Origin of the sequence: Cupriavidus taiwanensis, from assembly GCF_900250075.1 — a bacterium.
Lineage (GTDB): Bacteria > Pseudomonadota > Gammaproteobacteria > Burkholderiales > Burkholderiaceae > Cupriavidus > Cupriavidus taiwanensis_C.
This window is the reverse complement of sequence record NZ_LT977070.1, coordinates 889439-904199: the sequence shown is the minus strand read 5'-3', so window position 1 is coordinate 904199 and position 14761 is coordinate 889439. Positions and strand designations below refer to the sequence as shown.

Below are 14761 nucleotides of genomic sequence, written 5' to 3'. Positions count from 1 at the left end.
CACCATATCGATTTGTTATCGTGATGGCGGACCACGCTGGCACGGACATCCGCAGCATAGGGCGCGGGTGCGGGACCCGGTAGTGGGCGGTAGTGTGTCGCTGTGTTCCAGCCATGGGACGGCGTGAACACAGGAAGTGCGGAGGGTGCGGAACGATGGAATCGCGGGGCAACAAAAAAGGGCCTGGCGGCCCTTTTCTGTTTTCTGCGGTGCGGACGATCGGTGGATCAGCCAGCGAAGTTCTTGCCGGCGAAGTCCCAGTTCACGACATTCCAGAATGCCTCGACATACTTGGGGCGGGCATTGCGGTAGTCGATGTAGTAGGCGTGCTCCCACACGTCGCAGGTCAGCAGCGGCTTGGCATCGGTGGTCAGCGGCGTGGCGGCGTTGGAGGTGGACACCAGGTCCAGCGAGCCGTCGGCCTTCTTGACCAGCCAGGCCCAGCCCGAACCGAAGGTGCCGACGGCAACCTTGGTGAACTCTTCCTTGAACTTGTCGAACGAGCCCCACTTGGCGTTGATGGCATCGGCCAGTGCGCCGCTCGGCTGGCCGCCGCCGTTGGGCTTCAGCGAATCCCAGTAGAAGGTGTGGTTCCACACCTGTGCGGCGTTGTTGAAGATGCCGCCCGACGACTTCTTGACGATCTCTTCCAGGGTCGCGTTCTCGAACTCGGTGCCCTTGATGAGGTTGTTCAGGTTGGTGACGTAGGTCTGGTGGTGCTTGTCATGATGAAACTCCAGCGTCTCCTTGGAGATGTGCGGAGCCAGGGCATCATGCGCGTACGGAAGCGGGGGGAGCTTGTGTTCCATTGTTCTGTCTCTGTGGGTTGGGGTTGTTGGGTCCGGAATTGCCGATTGTAGGGGACTTGCAAGACCCACGCAAACCGCGGCGCAAAGCCCCCTGCTCCGATGTTAGTTTGTCCGCGCGCGGCTTTCCGGGAGATTTCGGCGCAGCCTTTCGGGCCTGTGCCGCACGCGAATGGGAGGCGTTCCCGGCGCCGCGCGGCGGCTCAGAATTCCGGCAGCTTGGCCTGCACGCCGGCGATCGCCAGGTCGGCCACGCCCTCGGCCAGGTGCGCTTCGACCACGCTGCCCGCGCGGATCTCGGCGGGGGCGCGCAGCGCGCGTCCGCGCTGGTCGAGCAGCACCGCATAGCCGCGTTCGAGCGTGCGCTGCGGCGCCAGCAGCTCGAGCGCGCCGGCGCTGCGCGCCAGGCGCTGGCCGGCGCGCTCGTGCTGGCGCAGCGCGGCAGCCTGCAGCCGCTGCCACAGGCGCGCCACGTCGGCGTGGGCCGCGGCGGCGTCGGGTCGGCATGCGCGCCAGCGCATCGCCAGCAACTGGTGGCGATGGCGCTGCGACACTACGGTGTCACGCAATGCCGACCGCAAATGTCGCGCCAGATTGTCGACCTGCGCGCGGCGCTCCTGCAGTTGCGCCTGCGGGCTGCGCACGCGCCGCGCCAGCCAGTCCAGGTGCTGCGCGCGCAGGTCCAGCCCGCGGCGCAGGCATTGCCTCAGCGCATCGCGCGCGCGCAGGGTCTGCGCGAGCAGGTGCGCGCGATCCGGGCTGACCAGCTCGGCCGCGCCGGTGGGGGTCGGCGCGCGCACGTCGGCGACAAAATCGGCAATGGTGAAATCGGTCTCGTGGCCGACGCCGGAGACCACCGGCAGCGTGCAGCGCGCGATCGCCTGCGCCACCACCTCTTCATTGAACGACCACAGGTCTTCGATGCTGCCGCCGCCGCGGCACAGGATCAGCACGTCGCACTCGGCGCGCGCGGCCGCGGCGTCGAGCATGTCCGCGATCTTCTGCGCCGCGCCCGCGCCCTGCACCGGTACCGGATAGACCACCACCGGCACATGCGGCGCGCGCCGCCGCAGCGTGGTGAGCACATCGCGCAGCGCCGCGGCCTGCAATGACGTGACCACGCCGATGGTGCGCGGCTGTGCCGGCAGCGGGCGCTTGCGCTCCGGCGCGAACAGCCCGGCCTGCGACAGCTTTTCCTTGAGCCGCAGGAAGGCTTCATAGAGGTTGCCGAGGCCGGCGCGGCGCATGGCCTCGACCCCCAGCTGCAGCTCGCCGCGCGCCTCGTACATCGAGACCACGGCGCGCACCTCGACCGCCTCCCCCTCGCGCGGCTGGAAGTCGACATGCTGGTTGCGCCCGCGGAACATCACGCAGCGGATCTGCGCGCGCGCGTCCTTCAGCGAGAAATACCAGTGGCCACTGGCGGCACGCGTGAAGTTTGAGATTTCGCCCCGTACCCAGGCGAGCGGGAAACTGCGTTCGAGCACGCGCGCGATGGCGTGGTTGAGTTCGCCGACGGGGATCACCTCGCGGCCGCTGCGCGGCGTGGTGGCGGAAGGGTCACGCGAAAAATTCGGCAGGTCAGACATGGCGAAGCCGCGGACATGCGGCGGGGATCAGACATGTCCACAGCATAACTGCAATGTCAAGGGGGTAGCGCTGATGCGCGCGCGCTACCCTGAAAGCCGCATGAATTCGTGCAAGCCTTTGATTCTTATGCGGTTTATGAGCGCAACAAAAATTAGGCAATATAACCATTTCTCTTTTGCATCAACCACTTACATGCCGGGCCAAGGGCTTGTTCACAAAGTTATCCACAGCTTTTCTGGATAAAATGCGGTGCATAGAACACTTTTGAGCTTGCGTGGCGGGTAGCCCGCTTAGTGGATGCGCCAAGCGCCTCGCCCTGCGCCCGGCCAACAGGTGCCTGAAGGCCGCCCCGTCATGGAACGCTTCTGCTGCATTTGCACATTTTCTCGGCAGTACTAAAAAAACCTTTGATATTCAAATGCTTGCGTATCTTCTCCCGGATTTGTCCACAAGCCATCCACAGCGCTCTCCCTCCTCGCTGTGGACAAGCCCTGCTTTTGACCACGCCCGCCCGCTGCAGCGCCGGCCCAAGGCGAATAAGCCTGTCTGCCCGTTTTTTAAGCAGGGAGTTGGAGTCCCTTTGGAATCAACGGTTTATGGAAACTCTCAGGCACCTTTCCACAAGCCCTCCACAGTACTGTCCCGCTGCTTTGTGGAAAGTCGTGCGCTTGCGCACAGAAGCCGGGCCTGAAACCGTGGCAGCGGTCGCCGCGGCACGTGCCGGATGCGCCGCAGACGCTGCGGAGCGCCGTTGCACAAAATTTAAGCAACATCTGTTTCGCCCTTTCCGATCAAGGAGTTAGCCATCTTGTCCGGCGGCTTTCCACAATCGATCCACAACACTGTCCCTGCCGGCTGTGGAAAGCGGCCGCCAGCGCGGCAAGGACACGATGCGCGGCGGAGACAGGCGCCCATCGTCCCTTGCCGCGCGCCAGGCCGCGGGTTAGAGTGGCGCCTGTTTTTTCAGAGCAATGCCGGAGCGCGCAGCAAGGCATCATGCCCACGCGCCTCAAGGCATGCCGGTTGGTGGTTTGGGGTTTCGTAATTCGGTTGTCGATCCCGGGGGTCCAATTGTTTTCCATCATTCAAGCGGCCGGCTGGCCGATCTGGCCGCTGTTGCTCGCCTCGGTCATCGCGCTGGCGCTGATCGTCGAACGCTTCCTGTCGCTCAAGCGCAGCAAGGTGCTGCCGGCGAAGCTCTATGAAGAGGCGCTGGCGGCCGCGCAGCAGCGCCGTGCCACGCCGGAAGTGGTCAACACGCTGGAGCAGAATTCACCGCTGGGCCGCGTGCTGGCCGCCGGGCTGCGCCACGTGGTGCTGCAGCCGCATACCTCGCGCGACGCCGCCAAGGACGTGGTCGAGGAAGCCGGCCGCGTGGTCGCGCACGAGCTCGAGCGCTACCTGAACGCACTCGGCACGATCGCCTCGGTGGCTCCGCTGATGGGGCTGCTGGGCACGGTGATCGGCATGATCGAGATCTTCGGCAGCCAGGGCGGCACCGGCACCAGCCCGGAGCAGCTGGCGCACGGCATCTCGGTGGCGCTGTACAACACCGCCTTCGGCCTGATCGTGGCGATCCCGGCGCTGATCTTCTGGCGCTACTTCCGCCGCCGCGTGGACGACTACGTGGCCGAGCTGGAATTCCGCGCCACCTCGTTCCTCGACGCCATCCTGCCGCAGCGCCGCGCCTGAGCGCGGCACGCCCACCCGAACGCCATGCACTTCCGTTCCCGCCAGCGGCGCGAAGAGCCGGAGATCAACCTGATCCCGCTGATCGACGTGCTGCTCGTGATCCTGATCTTCCTGATGATCACGACCACGTACTCGCGCTTTACCGAGCTGCAGATCCAGCTGCCCACCGCCGACGCCGAGCGCGCCCGGCAGCAGCCGCAGGAGATCGTGGTGTCGGTGTCCTCGCGCGGGGTTTACTCGGTCAACAAGCAGGTGATGGAGCAGAAGGACGTCACCAGCCTGGCCGACCAGCTGCGCACCGCCGCGGGCACCGGCGGCCAGCCGCCGGTGGTGATCGTCAACGCCGACGCCCAGGCCACGCACCAGGCCGTGGTCAACGTGATGGAGGCCGCGCGGCTGGCCGGGCTGTCGCGCCTGACCTTCGCCACGCAGAGCGCGCAGCCGCGCTGACCCCGGGGCCGGGCCGCGCCTGCCGCGCGCGGTCCGCGGGCTTGCCCCATGCGCACGGCAATGCCCATAATGGTTGGGCCGCCCCCAGGGGCGAAGCCGCGAGCGCACTACAATCGCATCCCGACCATCGACTCTCGCCCGCCGCGTCCATGCCCGTTCCCCGCCATGCCCTTGCCGACTTCGTGACCGCCCAGTGGCAACGCCGCGGCTGGTTCGCGTGGCTGATGCTGCCGTTCTCGCTGCTGTTCGGCCTGGTCGCGCGGGTGCGTCGCCATGGCTACCAGCGCGGCTGGTTCAGGTCGACGCGGCTGCCGATGCCGGTGGTGGTGGTGGGCAACGTCACCGTCGGCGGCACCGGCAAGACCCCGGCGGTGATCGCGCTGGCGCATGCACTGACCGAGGCCGGGCTGCGGCCGGGCGTGGTCTCGCGCGGCTACGGCGTGCAACTCAAGCACCCGCGCCGGGTCAAGCCGACCTCGCAGGCCGGCGACGTCGGCGACGAACCGCTGCTGATCGCGCGCGCCACCGACGTGCCGGTCTGGGTCTACCCCGACCGCGCGCTGTGCGCGCAGGCCATGCTGGTGTCGCACCCCGGCATCAACGTCCTGCTGCTCGACGACGGCCTGCAGCACTACAAGCTGCAGCGCGACTTCGAGATCGTGATGTTCGACGCGCGCATGGGCGGCAACGGCCTGATGCTGCCGGCGGGCCCGCTGCGCGAGCCGCTCTCGCGCCCGCGCGACGCCACCCTGATCAACGACCCCCACTTCCGCGCCACGCCCGACCGCCCCGGCGTGTACGGCATGCGGCTGGAACTGGATGACGCCTGGCAGCTCGCCGACCCCACCATGGCGCGGCCGCTCAGCGCCTTTGCCGGGCGGCGCGTGCTGGCCGCGGCCGGCATCGGCAATCCCGAGCGCTTCTTCGCCAGCCTGCGCGGCGCCGGCCTGGCGCCGAAGACACTGCCGCTGCCGGACCACTATGACTTCGTGGTCGACCCGTTCGTCGACCATCCCGATGCGCTCGATGCCGACGTGATCCTGATCACCGAGAAGGATGCCGTAAAATGCGAGCGCTTCGACGACCCGCGCATCTGGGTCGTGCCCACCCGGCCCGTGATCGACGCGGGCCTGATCGATAAAATCCGCCGCGCCGTGCAGGCGCAAATCCAACCCGCGCCGACCGCGCCGGCCGCCGCAAGCGGCGCCGCCGGGCGCAACGAGGAACACCGAGATGGACAACCGGCTGCTTGAAATCCTGGTCTGCCCGCTATGCAAGGGCAAGCTGGAATACGACCGCGCCGCGCAGGAGCTGATCTGCCACGCCGACAAGCTGGCCTACCCGATCCGCGATGGCATTCCCGTGATGCTGGCCGACGAGGCCCGCCAGTCGGTGCCGGGCCGCGTGATCGAGCCGGACGCGCCGGCGGGCAACTGAGCAGCGCGGCCATGACCCTGCCCGCGTTTACCGTCGTCATTCCCGCACGGCTGGCTTCGACCCGCCTGCCCGACAAGCCCCTGGCCGATATCGGCGGGCGCCCGATGGTGGTGCGCGTGGCCGAGCGCGCGCATGCGTCGTCGGCGCAGCGCACCGTGGTCGCCACCGACGCGCCCGCGGTGGCGCAGGCCTGCGCCGCGCACGGCATCGAAGCGGTGCTGACCCGCGCCGACCACCCTTCCGGCACCGACCGCCTGTCCGAGGTCGCCGCGCAACTGGGCCTGGCCGATGACGCCATCGTCGTCAACGTGCAGGGCGACGAGCCGCTGATCGAGCCGGCGCTGATCGACGAAGTCGCGCTGCACCTGGCGCACCACGCCGATTGCGCCATCGCCACCGCGGCCCATCCGCTGCACGACAGCGCCGAGGTGTTCAACCCCAACGTGGTCAAGGTGGTGTGCGACGCCGCCGGGCGCGCGCTGTATTTCTCGCGCGCGCCGATTCCGTGGGCGCGCGACGCATGGTCCGGCGTGCCGGCCATGCCCGCCGAATCGGCCCGGGTGCCGCTGCCCGACATGCCGGTGCTGCGCCATATCGGCCTGTACGCCTATCGCGCCGGCTTCCTGCGCCGCTTCCCGACGCTGGCGGCAGCGCCGCTCGAGCAGGCCGAGGCGCTGGAGCAGCTGCGCGCGATGTGGCACGGCGAGCGCATCGCCGTGATGCAGACCGCCGGCGCGCCCGCGCCCGGCGTCGACACCCAGGCCGACCTCGAGCGGGTGCGCGCGCTGTGGGCGCAGTCGATGGCCCAGGAAGGGCCCTGACCGGCATCCCCCAGGGCATCGCCGCCAGCGCTTGCGGCGCCTGCCCGCTCAGGTCGATTCTGCTGCAACCGAACCGGGGGGCCGATTTCGGGCCGAATCCCGGCTGCCTCATGGCATAATGCTTGCCGATACAGAGCCGCCCCGCCGGCGCGAGCAGTCGCGCCGCCGGCCAAGGCTCGGTGGGGAGATAAAGATAGAGCCCGTCCGGTGCGCCGCGCCGCCATCCCCCTGGCAGCCGCCGCCGGCCGTACGCGTGGGTACGCCTGAGCCGTGCCCGCGCTGAACGCAGTCAGCGCGCCCCGGGACCGCAGTCAGTCTCGCGTCAAGTTACGGCGTTACCCTCCTTCTGATCTCCCGCCATACCGGATTAAAAACTCTGAGGACCCGTAAATGCGTTTGATCCTGTTGGGCGCGCCTGGCGCCGGCAAAGGCACGCAAGCCAAGTTCATCTGCGAGAAGTTCGGCATTCCGCAAATCTCCACCGGCGACATGCTGCGCGCCGCGGTGAAGGCCGGCACGCCGCTGGGCGTGGAAGCCAAGAAGGTCATGGACGCGGGCGGACTGGTGTCGGACGACATCATCATCGGCCTGGTGAAGGACCGCCTGAAGCAGGACGACTGCAAGAGCGGCTACCTGTTCGACGGCTTCCCGCGCACCATTCCGCAAGCCGAGGCGATGAAGGACGCGGGCGTGGCGATCGACTACGTGCTCGAGATCGACGTGCCGTTCGACGCCATCATCGAACGCATGAGCGGGCGCCGCGTGCACGTGGCATCGGGGCGCACCTACCACCTCAAGTACAACCCGCCCAAGGCGGAAGGCGTGGACGACGAGACCGGCGAGCCGCTGATCCAGCGCGACGACGACAAGGAAGAAACCGTCAAGAAGCGCCTCGACGTCTACTCGCAGCAGACCCGCCCGCTGGTCGACTACTACTCGGCCTGGGCGGCCAACGGCGACGCCGCGGCCAAGGTGGCGCCGCCGAAGTACCGCAAGATCCTGGGCGTCGGCAGCGTCGACGAGATCACGGCGCGGGTGTTCGAGGCGCTGAAGTAATTGTCTCGCTGGACACTGCAGGAAGATGAAAGCGGCTTTCGGGCCGCTTTTTTTATTGAATATCGGAGTGATCGGCACCCGATCTGCAGGCGATTCCCGCTAAGCATCATCCTGACCGGAAATTAATCGCCCCCCCTTGCACATCAGTTCCGCCTCCGTACAATGCTTAACGTTTACGTAAACGGAAACCATACCGAGGAGACACCATCGTGGAAATCAAGGACAACGTCTTCATCATCACCGGCGGCGCCTCCGGCCTTGGCGCCGGCACCGCCCGGCTGCTCGCCGAAGCCGGCGCCAGGGTTGTCATTGCCGACCTGAACGAGGCTGCCGGCCAGGCGCTGGCGGCCGAGACCGGAGGCCGGTTCGTGCGCTGCGACGTCACCTCGGAAGCCGATGGCCAGGCCGTGGTCGCGGCGGCGCAGTCGCTTGGCCGCCTTGCCGGCCTGGTCAACTGCGCCGGCATTGCCACCGCCAACAAGACGGTCGGCAAGAATGGTCCGCATCCGCTCGATGCCTTCGACAAGACCATCCGCATCAACCTGATCGGCACCTTCAACATGATCCGCCTGGCCGCCGCGGCGATGGTGCAGAACGCGCCGGACAGCGAGGGCGAGCGCGGCGTGATCATCAATACCGCCTCGGTGGCGGCCTTCGACGGGCAGATCGGGCAGGCCGCCTATGCCGCGTCCAAGGGCGGCGTGGTCGGCATGACGCTGGCGATCGCGCGCGACCTCGCGCGCGACGGCGTGCGCTGCATGACCATCGCCCCGGGCCTGTTCGAGACCCCGATGCTGCTGGGCATGCCGCAGGAGGTGCAGGACGCGCTGGGCAAAATGGTGCCGTTCCCGTCGCGGCTGGGCCGGCCCGCCGAATTCGCGAAGCTGGCGCGCTCGATCATCGAGAACCCCATGCTCAACGGCGAGGTGATCCGCCTGGACGGCGCGATCCGGATGCAGCCCAAGTAAGCGCCGCGCGCTGCCCGCTCAGCCGGGCAGCAGCATCACCAGCATCAGCCCCGGCGCCGCCGCGGGCACCAGCGTCAGCTGCTCGAACTGCAGCGCACCCTGGCGCGGATGGCGAAAGCCGCGGCGCCCGCCTTCCCGGTCTTCCACGTCCTGCGACAGCCAGGCGGCGCGGAAGTCCGCGCTCTCTGCCATCAGTCCCTCGATCAATGCACGCGTCGGCGCCGCGTCGGCATGGCGGATGCTGTGCGCGCGGAACTCCGCCACCAGCCGGGCGGCGCGATGCGGCCAGTCCTGCACCAGTGCCTGCAGCGCCGGCGACAGGAACATCGCGCGCAGCAGGTTGCGCTCGGTGCCGGCGGCGTCGAGCCAGCCGGTGAACAGGTCCGCGGCCGCGGCGTTCCAGGCCAGCGCGGTCCATTGCCGGTCGAGCAGGTAGGCCGGCCCGTCGATGGCATGCACGCTCGCCAGCACCGCGGGCGGCACCGGCTCGCCCCCGGCGTGTTGCGGGTCGCGCCGCCCGGCCAGCTCGAACAGGTAGGCGCGCTCGGCGCGCGACAGCCGCAGAGCCGCGGCCAGGCTGGCCAGCGCGCGCGCCGACAGCGACACCGGCCGGCCCTGCTCCAGCCACGTCACCCAGGTCGTGCTCAGTCCCGCCAGCTGCGCCACTTCCTCGCGGCGCAGGCCCGGCGTGCGGCGGCGCTGGCCGGGCGCCAGGCCCACGTCCGCCGGCGCCAGGCGCTCCCGGTGCGCGCGCAGGAAAGCGCCGAGCACGGCTTCGCGCGAGGCTGGCGGGGCGGGGGAAGCGGAAGGTTGGGCGTGTGGCGGCATGGCAGGCTGGTGGCACTTATACCAGGATAAAGCGGTGACTTGTACCGGGAAAACGACCGGCCTACAGTATGCCGGACCCGCCTCGCGGGCAAGTCCCCTCCCCGAACAACAACAGCGCCGCCGGCCCCTGGCTCGCCCGCGGCCCAGGAGCCCAGCACCATGCAGCAACAGGAACTCGTCGCCGCCCAGTTCGGCGCCACCGCCAGCGCCTATCTCACCAGCGCGGTCCACGCCAGCGGCGCGGACCTGCAGCAACTGAAGGACGAACTGGCTGCGCTGATCCCCGCGGCCAACCGCCCGCGCAGCCGCGTACTCGACCTGGGCTGCGGCGCCGGCCATGCCAGCTTTGCCGCCGCGGCGGTGGCGGGCGAGGTAACCGCATACGACCTGTCGGCCGACATGCTGGCCGTGGTCGAGGCCGCCGCGCGCGAACGCGGGCTGGCCAACGTTCGCACCCGCCAGGGCGCGGCCGAGCAACTGCCGTTCGGCGATGCCAGCTTCTGCGCGGTGGTGTCGCGCATGAGCGCGCACCACTGGCGCGACGTGCCGGCCGCGCTGGCGGAAATTCGCCGCGTGCTCAAGCCCGGCGGCAAGGTGGTGATGATCGACATCGCCGGCGCGCCGGACCCGTTGCGCGATACCTGGCTGCAATCGGTCGAGTTGCTGCGCGACCCCTCGCACGTGCGCGACTACACGCCGGCGGGCTGGCGCGCAATGTTCGAAGCCGCGGGCTTTGCCGCGGATGCGATTGCCGTATCAGAAACCTGGCGCATCGGCATCGAGTTCGACAGCTGGGTGCAGCGCATGCGCACGCCGGCGGTGGCGGTGGACGCGATCCGGCACCTGTGGCGCGTGGCCCCCGCGGAGGTGCGCGAGCACTATCGCGTGCAGGACGACGGCAGCTTTGCACTGGAAGCGGTGATGGTCACCGCGCGCTGACGGGACGCGGCCGGCTCAGGCCGCGGCGCTGACGGTCGGCGCCTCGGCCCGCACGGTCAGGCGCCGCACCAGTTCCCACACCGCCGCCGCGGCCGGCGACAGCGAGCGGTCCTCGCGCCGCACCATGACGATGCTGCGCTCCTCGCGCGGCACCAGCGGGCGCCACACCAGCGGCGACGCCGCCGGCAGCGGCAGCGAGAACGACGGCAGCACCGAGGCGCCGATGCCGGCCTCGACCATGCCGAACACACTGGCCGAATGGCCCAGCTCCTGCACCACCTGCGGCACCACGCCATGGCGGCCGAACACGCGGTCGATCAGCGGCCGGCTGCCCGAGGCAAAGTCCAGCAGCACCAGCCGCATCCCATGCAGCGCCGACCACGGCACCGATTCCGCCTGCGCCAGCGGATGGTCGCGCCGGCAAACGAAGCAGAACGGGTCGGTCGCGACCGGCTCCACCAGCAGCCCGTCGCGCACCAGCGGGTCGATCAGCACGCCGAAGTCCACCGCGCCCGCGCGCACCTGCTCCAGCCCGTCGGCCTGGACGTTGTCGCGCACGGTCAGGCGGATTTCCGGATATTGCGCGGCGCAGGCGGCCACGTAGAGCGGCATCAGCCGGGCGGAGATGGTCGGGGCGCCGGCTATCACTACGCGGCCGCGATAGCGCTCACCCAGCTGCCGCGTTTCTTCGAGGGTGTCGTCCAGTTGCCCGAGCAGGCGCTCCAGCGCCGGTGCCAGCGCATGGCCGGCTTCGGTCAGCACCACTTCGCGCGTGGTGCGGTCCAGCAGGCGCACGCCAAGCGCCTCTTCCAGCTCGGCAACGCCGCGGCTGACCGCCGGCTGGGTCAGTCCGACCGCGTCCGCGGCCCGGCTGAAGCCGCCGCTGCTGGCCACCGCCAGGAACACACGCAGCTGGCGCAATGTGTAATTCATGCAACAAGTGGATAAATAGATTCTATAAATGAATTTGCATTCTAGACCCGGCTGGCGTCCAATACTAGGCAAAACCCTAACATCGCAGGATTCACCCGCAGTCATGTCCCGTATTGTCCGCAACCTCAAGAAGCTCTATGACCTGATCGACGGCTTTGTGCTCGTCATGCTGACCGCCATCGCCATCGCGCTGGCCGCGCCCGAACTCGGCACCGGCGACGGCCCGCTGCACCTCGGCGTGGTGACCAGCCTGGGCGTGGCGCTGGTGTTCTTCCTGCACGGCGCGGCGCTGTCGCGCGACAAGCTGGTGGCGGGGGCCAAGCACTGGCGCCTGCATGTGTTCGTGCAGGTCTTCACCTATGTGGTGTTCCCGGTGGTCGGCGCGCTGCTGATGCTGTCGCTGCGCAATACGCTGCCGGCCGACCTGCTGCTGGGCGTGTTCTTCCTGTGCGCGCTGCCGTCGACGGTGTCGTCGTCGGTGGCCATGACCTCGATGGCGCGCGGCAATGTCTCGGGCGCGATCTTCAACGCCACCATTTCGGGCCTGATCGGCATGCTGGTGACGCCGCTGCTGATGGGGCTGGTGATCAGCGCCAGCGGCGCGTCGATGCCGCTGGGCAAGGCGCTGACCGGCGTGGCGCTGCAGCTGCTGCTGCCGTTCGCGCTGGGGCAGCTGCTGCGCCCGCTGATCGGCAGCTGGCTCGCCAGGAAGAAGCACATCACCAACAAGATCGACCGCGGCGTGATCGTGCTGATCGTCTATTCGTCCTTCTGCGACGCCACCGCCGAAGGCCTGTGGCACCAGTACCAGTGGCAGACCATCGGCGCGGTGATGGGCATCGCAGCGGTGCTGCTGTTCGTGGTGCTGGGCTTTACCACGCTGACCGCGCGCCGCCTGGGCTTCGCCGTCGAGGACGAGATCACCGCGGTGTTCTGCGGCTCGAAGAAGAGCCTGGCCAACGGCATCCCGATGGCCAAGATCCTGTTTGCCGGCCATCCGGCGCTGGGGCTGCTGGTACTGCCGCTGATGGTCTATCACCAGCTGCAGCTGATCGTCTGCTCGGTGATCGCGTCGCGCTATGCCAACCGCGATGCGTTGCTGGAGGACCAGGCCACCGCGCGCGCCTGAAGCACGCGACCATAAAAAAAACCGGACATGCCCTGGGGCATGTCCGGTTTTTTCTGTGCCCGCCGCCGGCGCGACAGCTCAGACCGAGGGATTCTTCGACAGCGGCGGATTGCGCGCGAAGTACGAACGGATGCCTTTCAGGATGGCATTGGCCAGCTGCTCCTGGTGCGCGTTGTCGTTGAGCTTGCGCTCCTCTTCCGGATTGCTGATAAACGCGGTCTCGATCAGGATCGACGGGATGTCCGGGGCCTTCAGCACGGCAAACCCCGCCTGTTCGACGTGGGCCTTGTGCAGCTTGTTGATGCCGCCGATCTCGCCCAGCACGGCCTTGCCCACCAGCAGGCTGTCGTTGATCTGCGCGGTGGTCGACAGGTCCAGCAGCACGCGTGCCACCTGCGCATCCTTGTTGCCCATGTTGGCGCCGCCGATCAGGTCCGAGGCGTTTTCCTTGTTGGCCAGCCAGCGCGCGGCGGTGCTGGACGCGCCGCGCTCGGACAGCGCGAACACCGACGCGCCGCGCGCCTCGGGCGACAGGAAGGCGTCGGCGTGGATCGACACGAACAGGTCCGCCTGCACCCGGCGCGCCTTCTGCACGCGCACGTTCAGCGGCACGAAGAAATCGGCGTCGCGCGTCATCATCGCGCGCATATTGGGCTGGGCGTCGATCTTGGCGCGCAGCCGGTGCGCGATCTGCAGCACCACGTCTTTTTCGCGCGAGCCGGCCGCGCCGATCGCGCCCGGGTCTTCGCCGCCATGGCCGGGGTCGATCGCCACGGTCAGCAGGCGGCGCATCTTGAACGGACGCTCGGCGGTGGGATTGTCGCGCGCGACCGGCGGCACCACGGGTGCGTTCGGGGCCGGCACCGGCGGCACCGGCGCCGAGGACGGCGTCGAGGGCCGCGGCCTTGCGGCGGCCACCGGCGGCGGCAGCGGCGCGGTGGTGGGCGGCACCTCGCCCTTCTCGTCGAAGCGGCGCACCAGCGCGCCGATGGCGTCTTCCTCGGCGCCGGCCGGGGCGCCGGCGATGCCTTCCGCGCCCGGCGCCGGCTCGGAGGTGGCAAAGCGGCGCTGCTTTTCCTCGGTGTCGCGCACCAGCTTCCACAGCGGGTCGGGCGGGTTGACCGGGTACAGGTCGAACACCAGCCGGTTGCGGTAGCTGCCGATGGGCGCCAGCGTGAACACCTGCGGCGCCACGTTTTCCTTCAGGTCGAACACCATGCGGACCACGCGCGGACGGTTCTGCCCCACGCGCACGGTCTGGATATACGGGTCGTTCGGGGTGATCTTGGCCACCAGCTCGCGCAGCGTGGGCGACAGGTCGAGGCCGTCGATGTCCACCACCAGCCGGTCGGGCTCGCGGATCATCTGGTGCACCGCGGCCAGCGGCGTATCGGATTCGATGGTGACCCGGGTGTAGTCCTCCGCCGGCCACACGCGCACCGCGACGATGCCGGCGCCGAACGCGATCTGCGGACCGGCCAGCGTCAGCACGGCGGTGCCGGCGCCCAGCTTCAGCGCCTGCGCCATCCATTTCCGGCGCGCCTGCAGCAGGCCGTCGGGTCCATCGGGGCGGTCGGTGGCAAGTCGCTTGATCAGCATGCGTTCAGCAAGGTAAGTCCAGTGGGAGTATAGGCGCGCAGCCTCGCGATCCGCCGCTCGCCGGTGTCATCGGCGCCGGCCATGTCCGATTGGAGCAACACGTGCAGGTCGGGTTCCCCCAGCAGCCGTCCGGCCTTTTCCGGCCACTCGACCAGGTTGAAGGCCGGTTCGGCGAAGCAGTCGCGAAAACCCGCGTCGAGCCACTCTTCGGGATCGGCAAAGCGGTACAGGTCGAAGTGGTAGACCGTCAGCGGCGAGCCGTCGGCGCGAGCCACTTCATAAGGCTCGCACAGCGTATAGGTCGGGCTGCGGACCTTGCCCGCGTGGCCCAGGGCGCGCAGCACGGTACGCGACAGCGTAGTCTTGCCGGCGCCCAGGTCACCGGAAAGCTGCACGTGCACCGTGCGCGGCGGCATCGCCTGCACGGCGGCGGCCAGCGCGGCGCCCAGGCGCGCGGTGGCGGCTTCGTCGGGCAGCGTCAGGGTGCGTTCTTCGAGCAAGGGCATTGCGTAC

The 14761-nt window shown here is 68.8% G+C and carries 15 protein-coding genes; 9 read left to right on the top strand and 6 right to left on the bottom strand.

Going from position 1 to position 14761, the window contains the following annotated elements:
- Positions 1-227: 227 nt before the first annotated feature.
- Both sodB and xseA read right to left on the bottom strand, forming a co-directional pair.
- The gene (gene sodB, locus CBM2588_RS04240; RefSeq protein ID WP_115679495.1) at positions 228-809 is read right to left on the bottom strand and encodes a superoxide dismutase [Fe]; all 582 of its coding nucleotides are present in this window, start codon (positions 807-809) and stop codon (positions 228-230) included.
- Positions 810-1009: 200 nt separating this feature from the next.
- Positions 1010-2395, bottom strand: coding sequence for an exodeoxyribonuclease VII large subunit (xseA, locus tag CBM2588_RS04235; protein WP_115679494.1), 1386 nt, complete (start codon positions 2393-2395; stop codon positions 1010-1012).
- A gap of 1072 nt (positions 2396-3467) precedes the next feature.
- Between xseA and CBM2588_RS04230 the strand changes: the two genes are divergently transcribed.
- The 7 genes from CBM2588_RS04230 to CBM2588_RS04200 all read left to right on the top strand — a co-directional run bounded on the left by CBM2588_RS04230 (position 3468) and on the right by CBM2588_RS04200 (position 8820).
- Positions 3468-4088 carry a MotA/TolQ/ExbB proton channel family protein gene (locus CBM2588_RS04230; RefSeq protein ID WP_026164567.1) on the top strand — a complete coding sequence of 207 codons (621 nt, stop codon included), beginning with the start codon at positions 3468-3470 and terminating at the stop codon, positions 4086-4088.
- A gap of 24 nt (positions 4089-4112) precedes the next feature.
- Positions 4113-4538 (top strand): ExbD/TolR family protein, encoded by a 426-nt coding sequence (locus CBM2588_RS04225; protein WP_115679493.1) that lies wholly within the window; start codon positions 4113-4115, stop codon positions 4536-4538.
- Between the two features lie 149 nt (positions 4539-4687).
- Positions 4688-5791, top strand: a complete 1104-nt coding sequence (gene lpxK / locus CBM2588_RS04220; protein ID WP_115679492.1) for a tetraacyldisaccharide 4'-kinase — start codon at positions 4688-4690, stop codon at positions 5789-5791.
- Positions 5772-5975 carry a Trm112 family protein gene (locus tag CBM2588_RS04215; RefSeq protein WP_012351886.1) on the top strand — a complete coding sequence of 68 codons (204 nt, stop codon included), beginning with the start codon at positions 5772-5774 and terminating at the stop codon, positions 5973-5975. Before lpxK ends, CBM2588_RS04215 begins: the two co-directional genes overlap by 20 nt.
- A gap of 11 nt (positions 5976-5986) precedes the next feature.
- Positions 5987-6796 (top strand): 3-deoxy-manno-octulosonate cytidylyltransferase, encoded by an 810-nt coding sequence (gene kdsB / locus CBM2588_RS04210; protein ID WP_115679491.1) that lies wholly within the window; start codon positions 5987-5989, stop codon positions 6794-6796.
- Between the two features lie 390 nt (positions 6797-7186).
- Positions 7187-7852 carry an adenylate kinase gene (adk, locus tag CBM2588_RS04205; RefSeq protein WP_115679490.1) on the top strand — a complete coding sequence of 222 codons (666 nt, stop codon included), beginning with the start codon at positions 7187-7189 and terminating at the stop codon, positions 7850-7852.
- 209 nt (positions 7853-8061) lie between these two features.
- Positions 8062-8820, top strand: a complete 759-nt coding sequence (locus CBM2588_RS04200; protein WP_115679489.1) for a 3-hydroxyacyl-CoA dehydrogenase — start codon at positions 8062-8064, stop codon at positions 8818-8820.
- An 18-nt stretch (positions 8821-8838) separates the two neighbouring features.
- On the opposite strand, the gene CBM2588_RS04195 is transcribed toward CBM2588_RS04200, so the two are convergent.
- On the bottom strand, positions 8839-9648 hold the full coding sequence (locus CBM2588_RS04195; protein WP_115679488.1) for a helix-turn-helix transcriptional regulator: 810 nt from the start codon (positions 9646-9648) through the stop codon (positions 8839-8841).
- Between the two features lie 159 nt (positions 9649-9807).
- Between CBM2588_RS04195 and CBM2588_RS04190 the strand changes: the two genes are divergently transcribed.
- On the top strand, positions 9808-10587 hold the full coding sequence (locus tag CBM2588_RS04190) for a class I SAM-dependent methyltransferase (RefSeq protein ID WP_115679487.1): 780 nt from the start codon (positions 9808-9810) through the stop codon (positions 10585-10587).
- Positions 10588-10602: 15 nt separating this feature from the next.
- Here CBM2588_RS04190 and CBM2588_RS04185 read toward each other — a convergent pair whose 3' ends face one another.
- Entirely contained in the window at positions 10603-11520 is a 918-nt protein-coding gene (locus tag CBM2588_RS04185) for a LysR family transcriptional regulator (protein WP_115679486.1), read from the bottom strand.
- A gap of 103 nt (positions 11521-11623) precedes the next feature.
- Between CBM2588_RS04185 and CBM2588_RS04180 the strand changes: the two genes are divergently transcribed.
- Entirely contained in the window at positions 11624-12649 is a 1026-nt protein-coding gene (locus CBM2588_RS04180) for a bile acid:sodium symporter family protein (protein ID WP_115679485.1), read from the top strand.
- A 78-nt stretch (positions 12650-12727) separates the two neighbouring features.
- Here the strand turns inward: CBM2588_RS04180 and CBM2588_RS04175 are convergent, their stop codons facing one another.
- Together CBM2588_RS04175 and tsaE are read right to left on the bottom strand one after the other, a co-directional pair.
- Positions 12728-14248, bottom strand: a complete 1521-nt coding sequence (locus CBM2588_RS04175) for an N-acetylmuramoyl-L-alanine amidase (protein ID WP_115679484.1) — start codon at positions 14246-14248, stop codon at positions 12728-12730.
- The gene (gene tsaE / locus CBM2588_RS04170; RefSeq protein ID WP_115679483.1) at positions 14242-14754 is read right to left on the bottom strand and encodes a tRNA (adenosine(37)-N6)-threonylcarbamoyltransferase complex ATPase subunit type 1 TsaE; all 513 of its coding nucleotides are present in this window, start codon (positions 14752-14754) and stop codon (positions 14242-14244) included. Before tsaE ends, CBM2588_RS04175 begins: the two co-directional genes overlap by 7 nt.
- Positions 14755-14761: the final 7 nt, after the last annotated feature.

Excerpts from the sequence above, each read along its gene's own strand:
- sodB (WP_115679495.1), bottom strand. The coding sequence starts at position 809 with ATGGAACACAAGCTCCCCCCGCTTCCGTACGCGCATGATGCCCTGGCT.
- xseA (WP_115679494.1), bottom strand. The coding sequence starts at position 2,395 with ATGTCTGACCTGCCGAATTTTTCGCGTGACCCTTCCGCCACCACGCCG.
- CBM2588_RS04225 (WP_115679493.1), top strand. The coding sequence starts at position 4,113 with ATGCACTTCCGTTCCCGCCAGCGGCGCGAAGAGCCGGAGATCAACCTG.
- lpxK (WP_115679492.1), top strand. The coding sequence starts at position 4,688 with ATGCCCGTTCCCCGCCATGCCCTTGCCGACTTCGTGACCGCCCAGTGG.
- CBM2588_RS04215 (WP_012351886.1), top strand. The coding sequence starts at position 5,772 with ATGGACAACCGGCTGCTTGAAATCCTGGTCTGCCCGCTATGCAAGGGC.
- kdsB (WP_115679491.1), top strand. The coding sequence starts at position 5,987 with ATGACCCTGCCCGCGTTTACCGTCGTCATTCCCGCACGGCTGGCTTCG.
- adk (WP_115679490.1), top strand. The coding sequence starts at position 7,187 with ATGCGTTTGATCCTGTTGGGCGCGCCTGGCGCCGGCAAAGGCACGCAA.
- CBM2588_RS04195 (WP_115679488.1), bottom strand. The coding sequence starts at position 9,648 with ATGCCGCCACACGCCCAACCTTCCGCTTCCCCCGCCCCGCCAGCCTCG.
- CBM2588_RS04190 (WP_115679487.1), top strand. The coding sequence starts at position 9,808 with ATGCAGCAACAGGAACTCGTCGCCGCCCAGTTCGGCGCCACCGCCAGC.
- CBM2588_RS04185 (WP_115679486.1), bottom strand. The coding sequence starts at position 11,520 with ATGAATTACACATTGCGCCAGCTGCGTGTGTTCCTGGCGGTGGCCAGC.
- CBM2588_RS04180 (WP_115679485.1), top strand. The coding sequence starts at position 11,624 with ATGTCCCGTATTGTCCGCAACCTCAAGAAGCTCTATGACCTGATCGAC.
- CBM2588_RS04175 (WP_115679484.1), bottom strand. The coding sequence starts at position 14,248 with ATGCTGATCAAGCGACTTGCCACCGACCGCCCCGATGGACCCGACGGC.
- tsaE (WP_115679483.1), bottom strand. The coding sequence starts at position 14,754 with ATGCCCTTGCTCGAAGAACGCACCCTGACGCTGCCCGACGAAGCCGCC.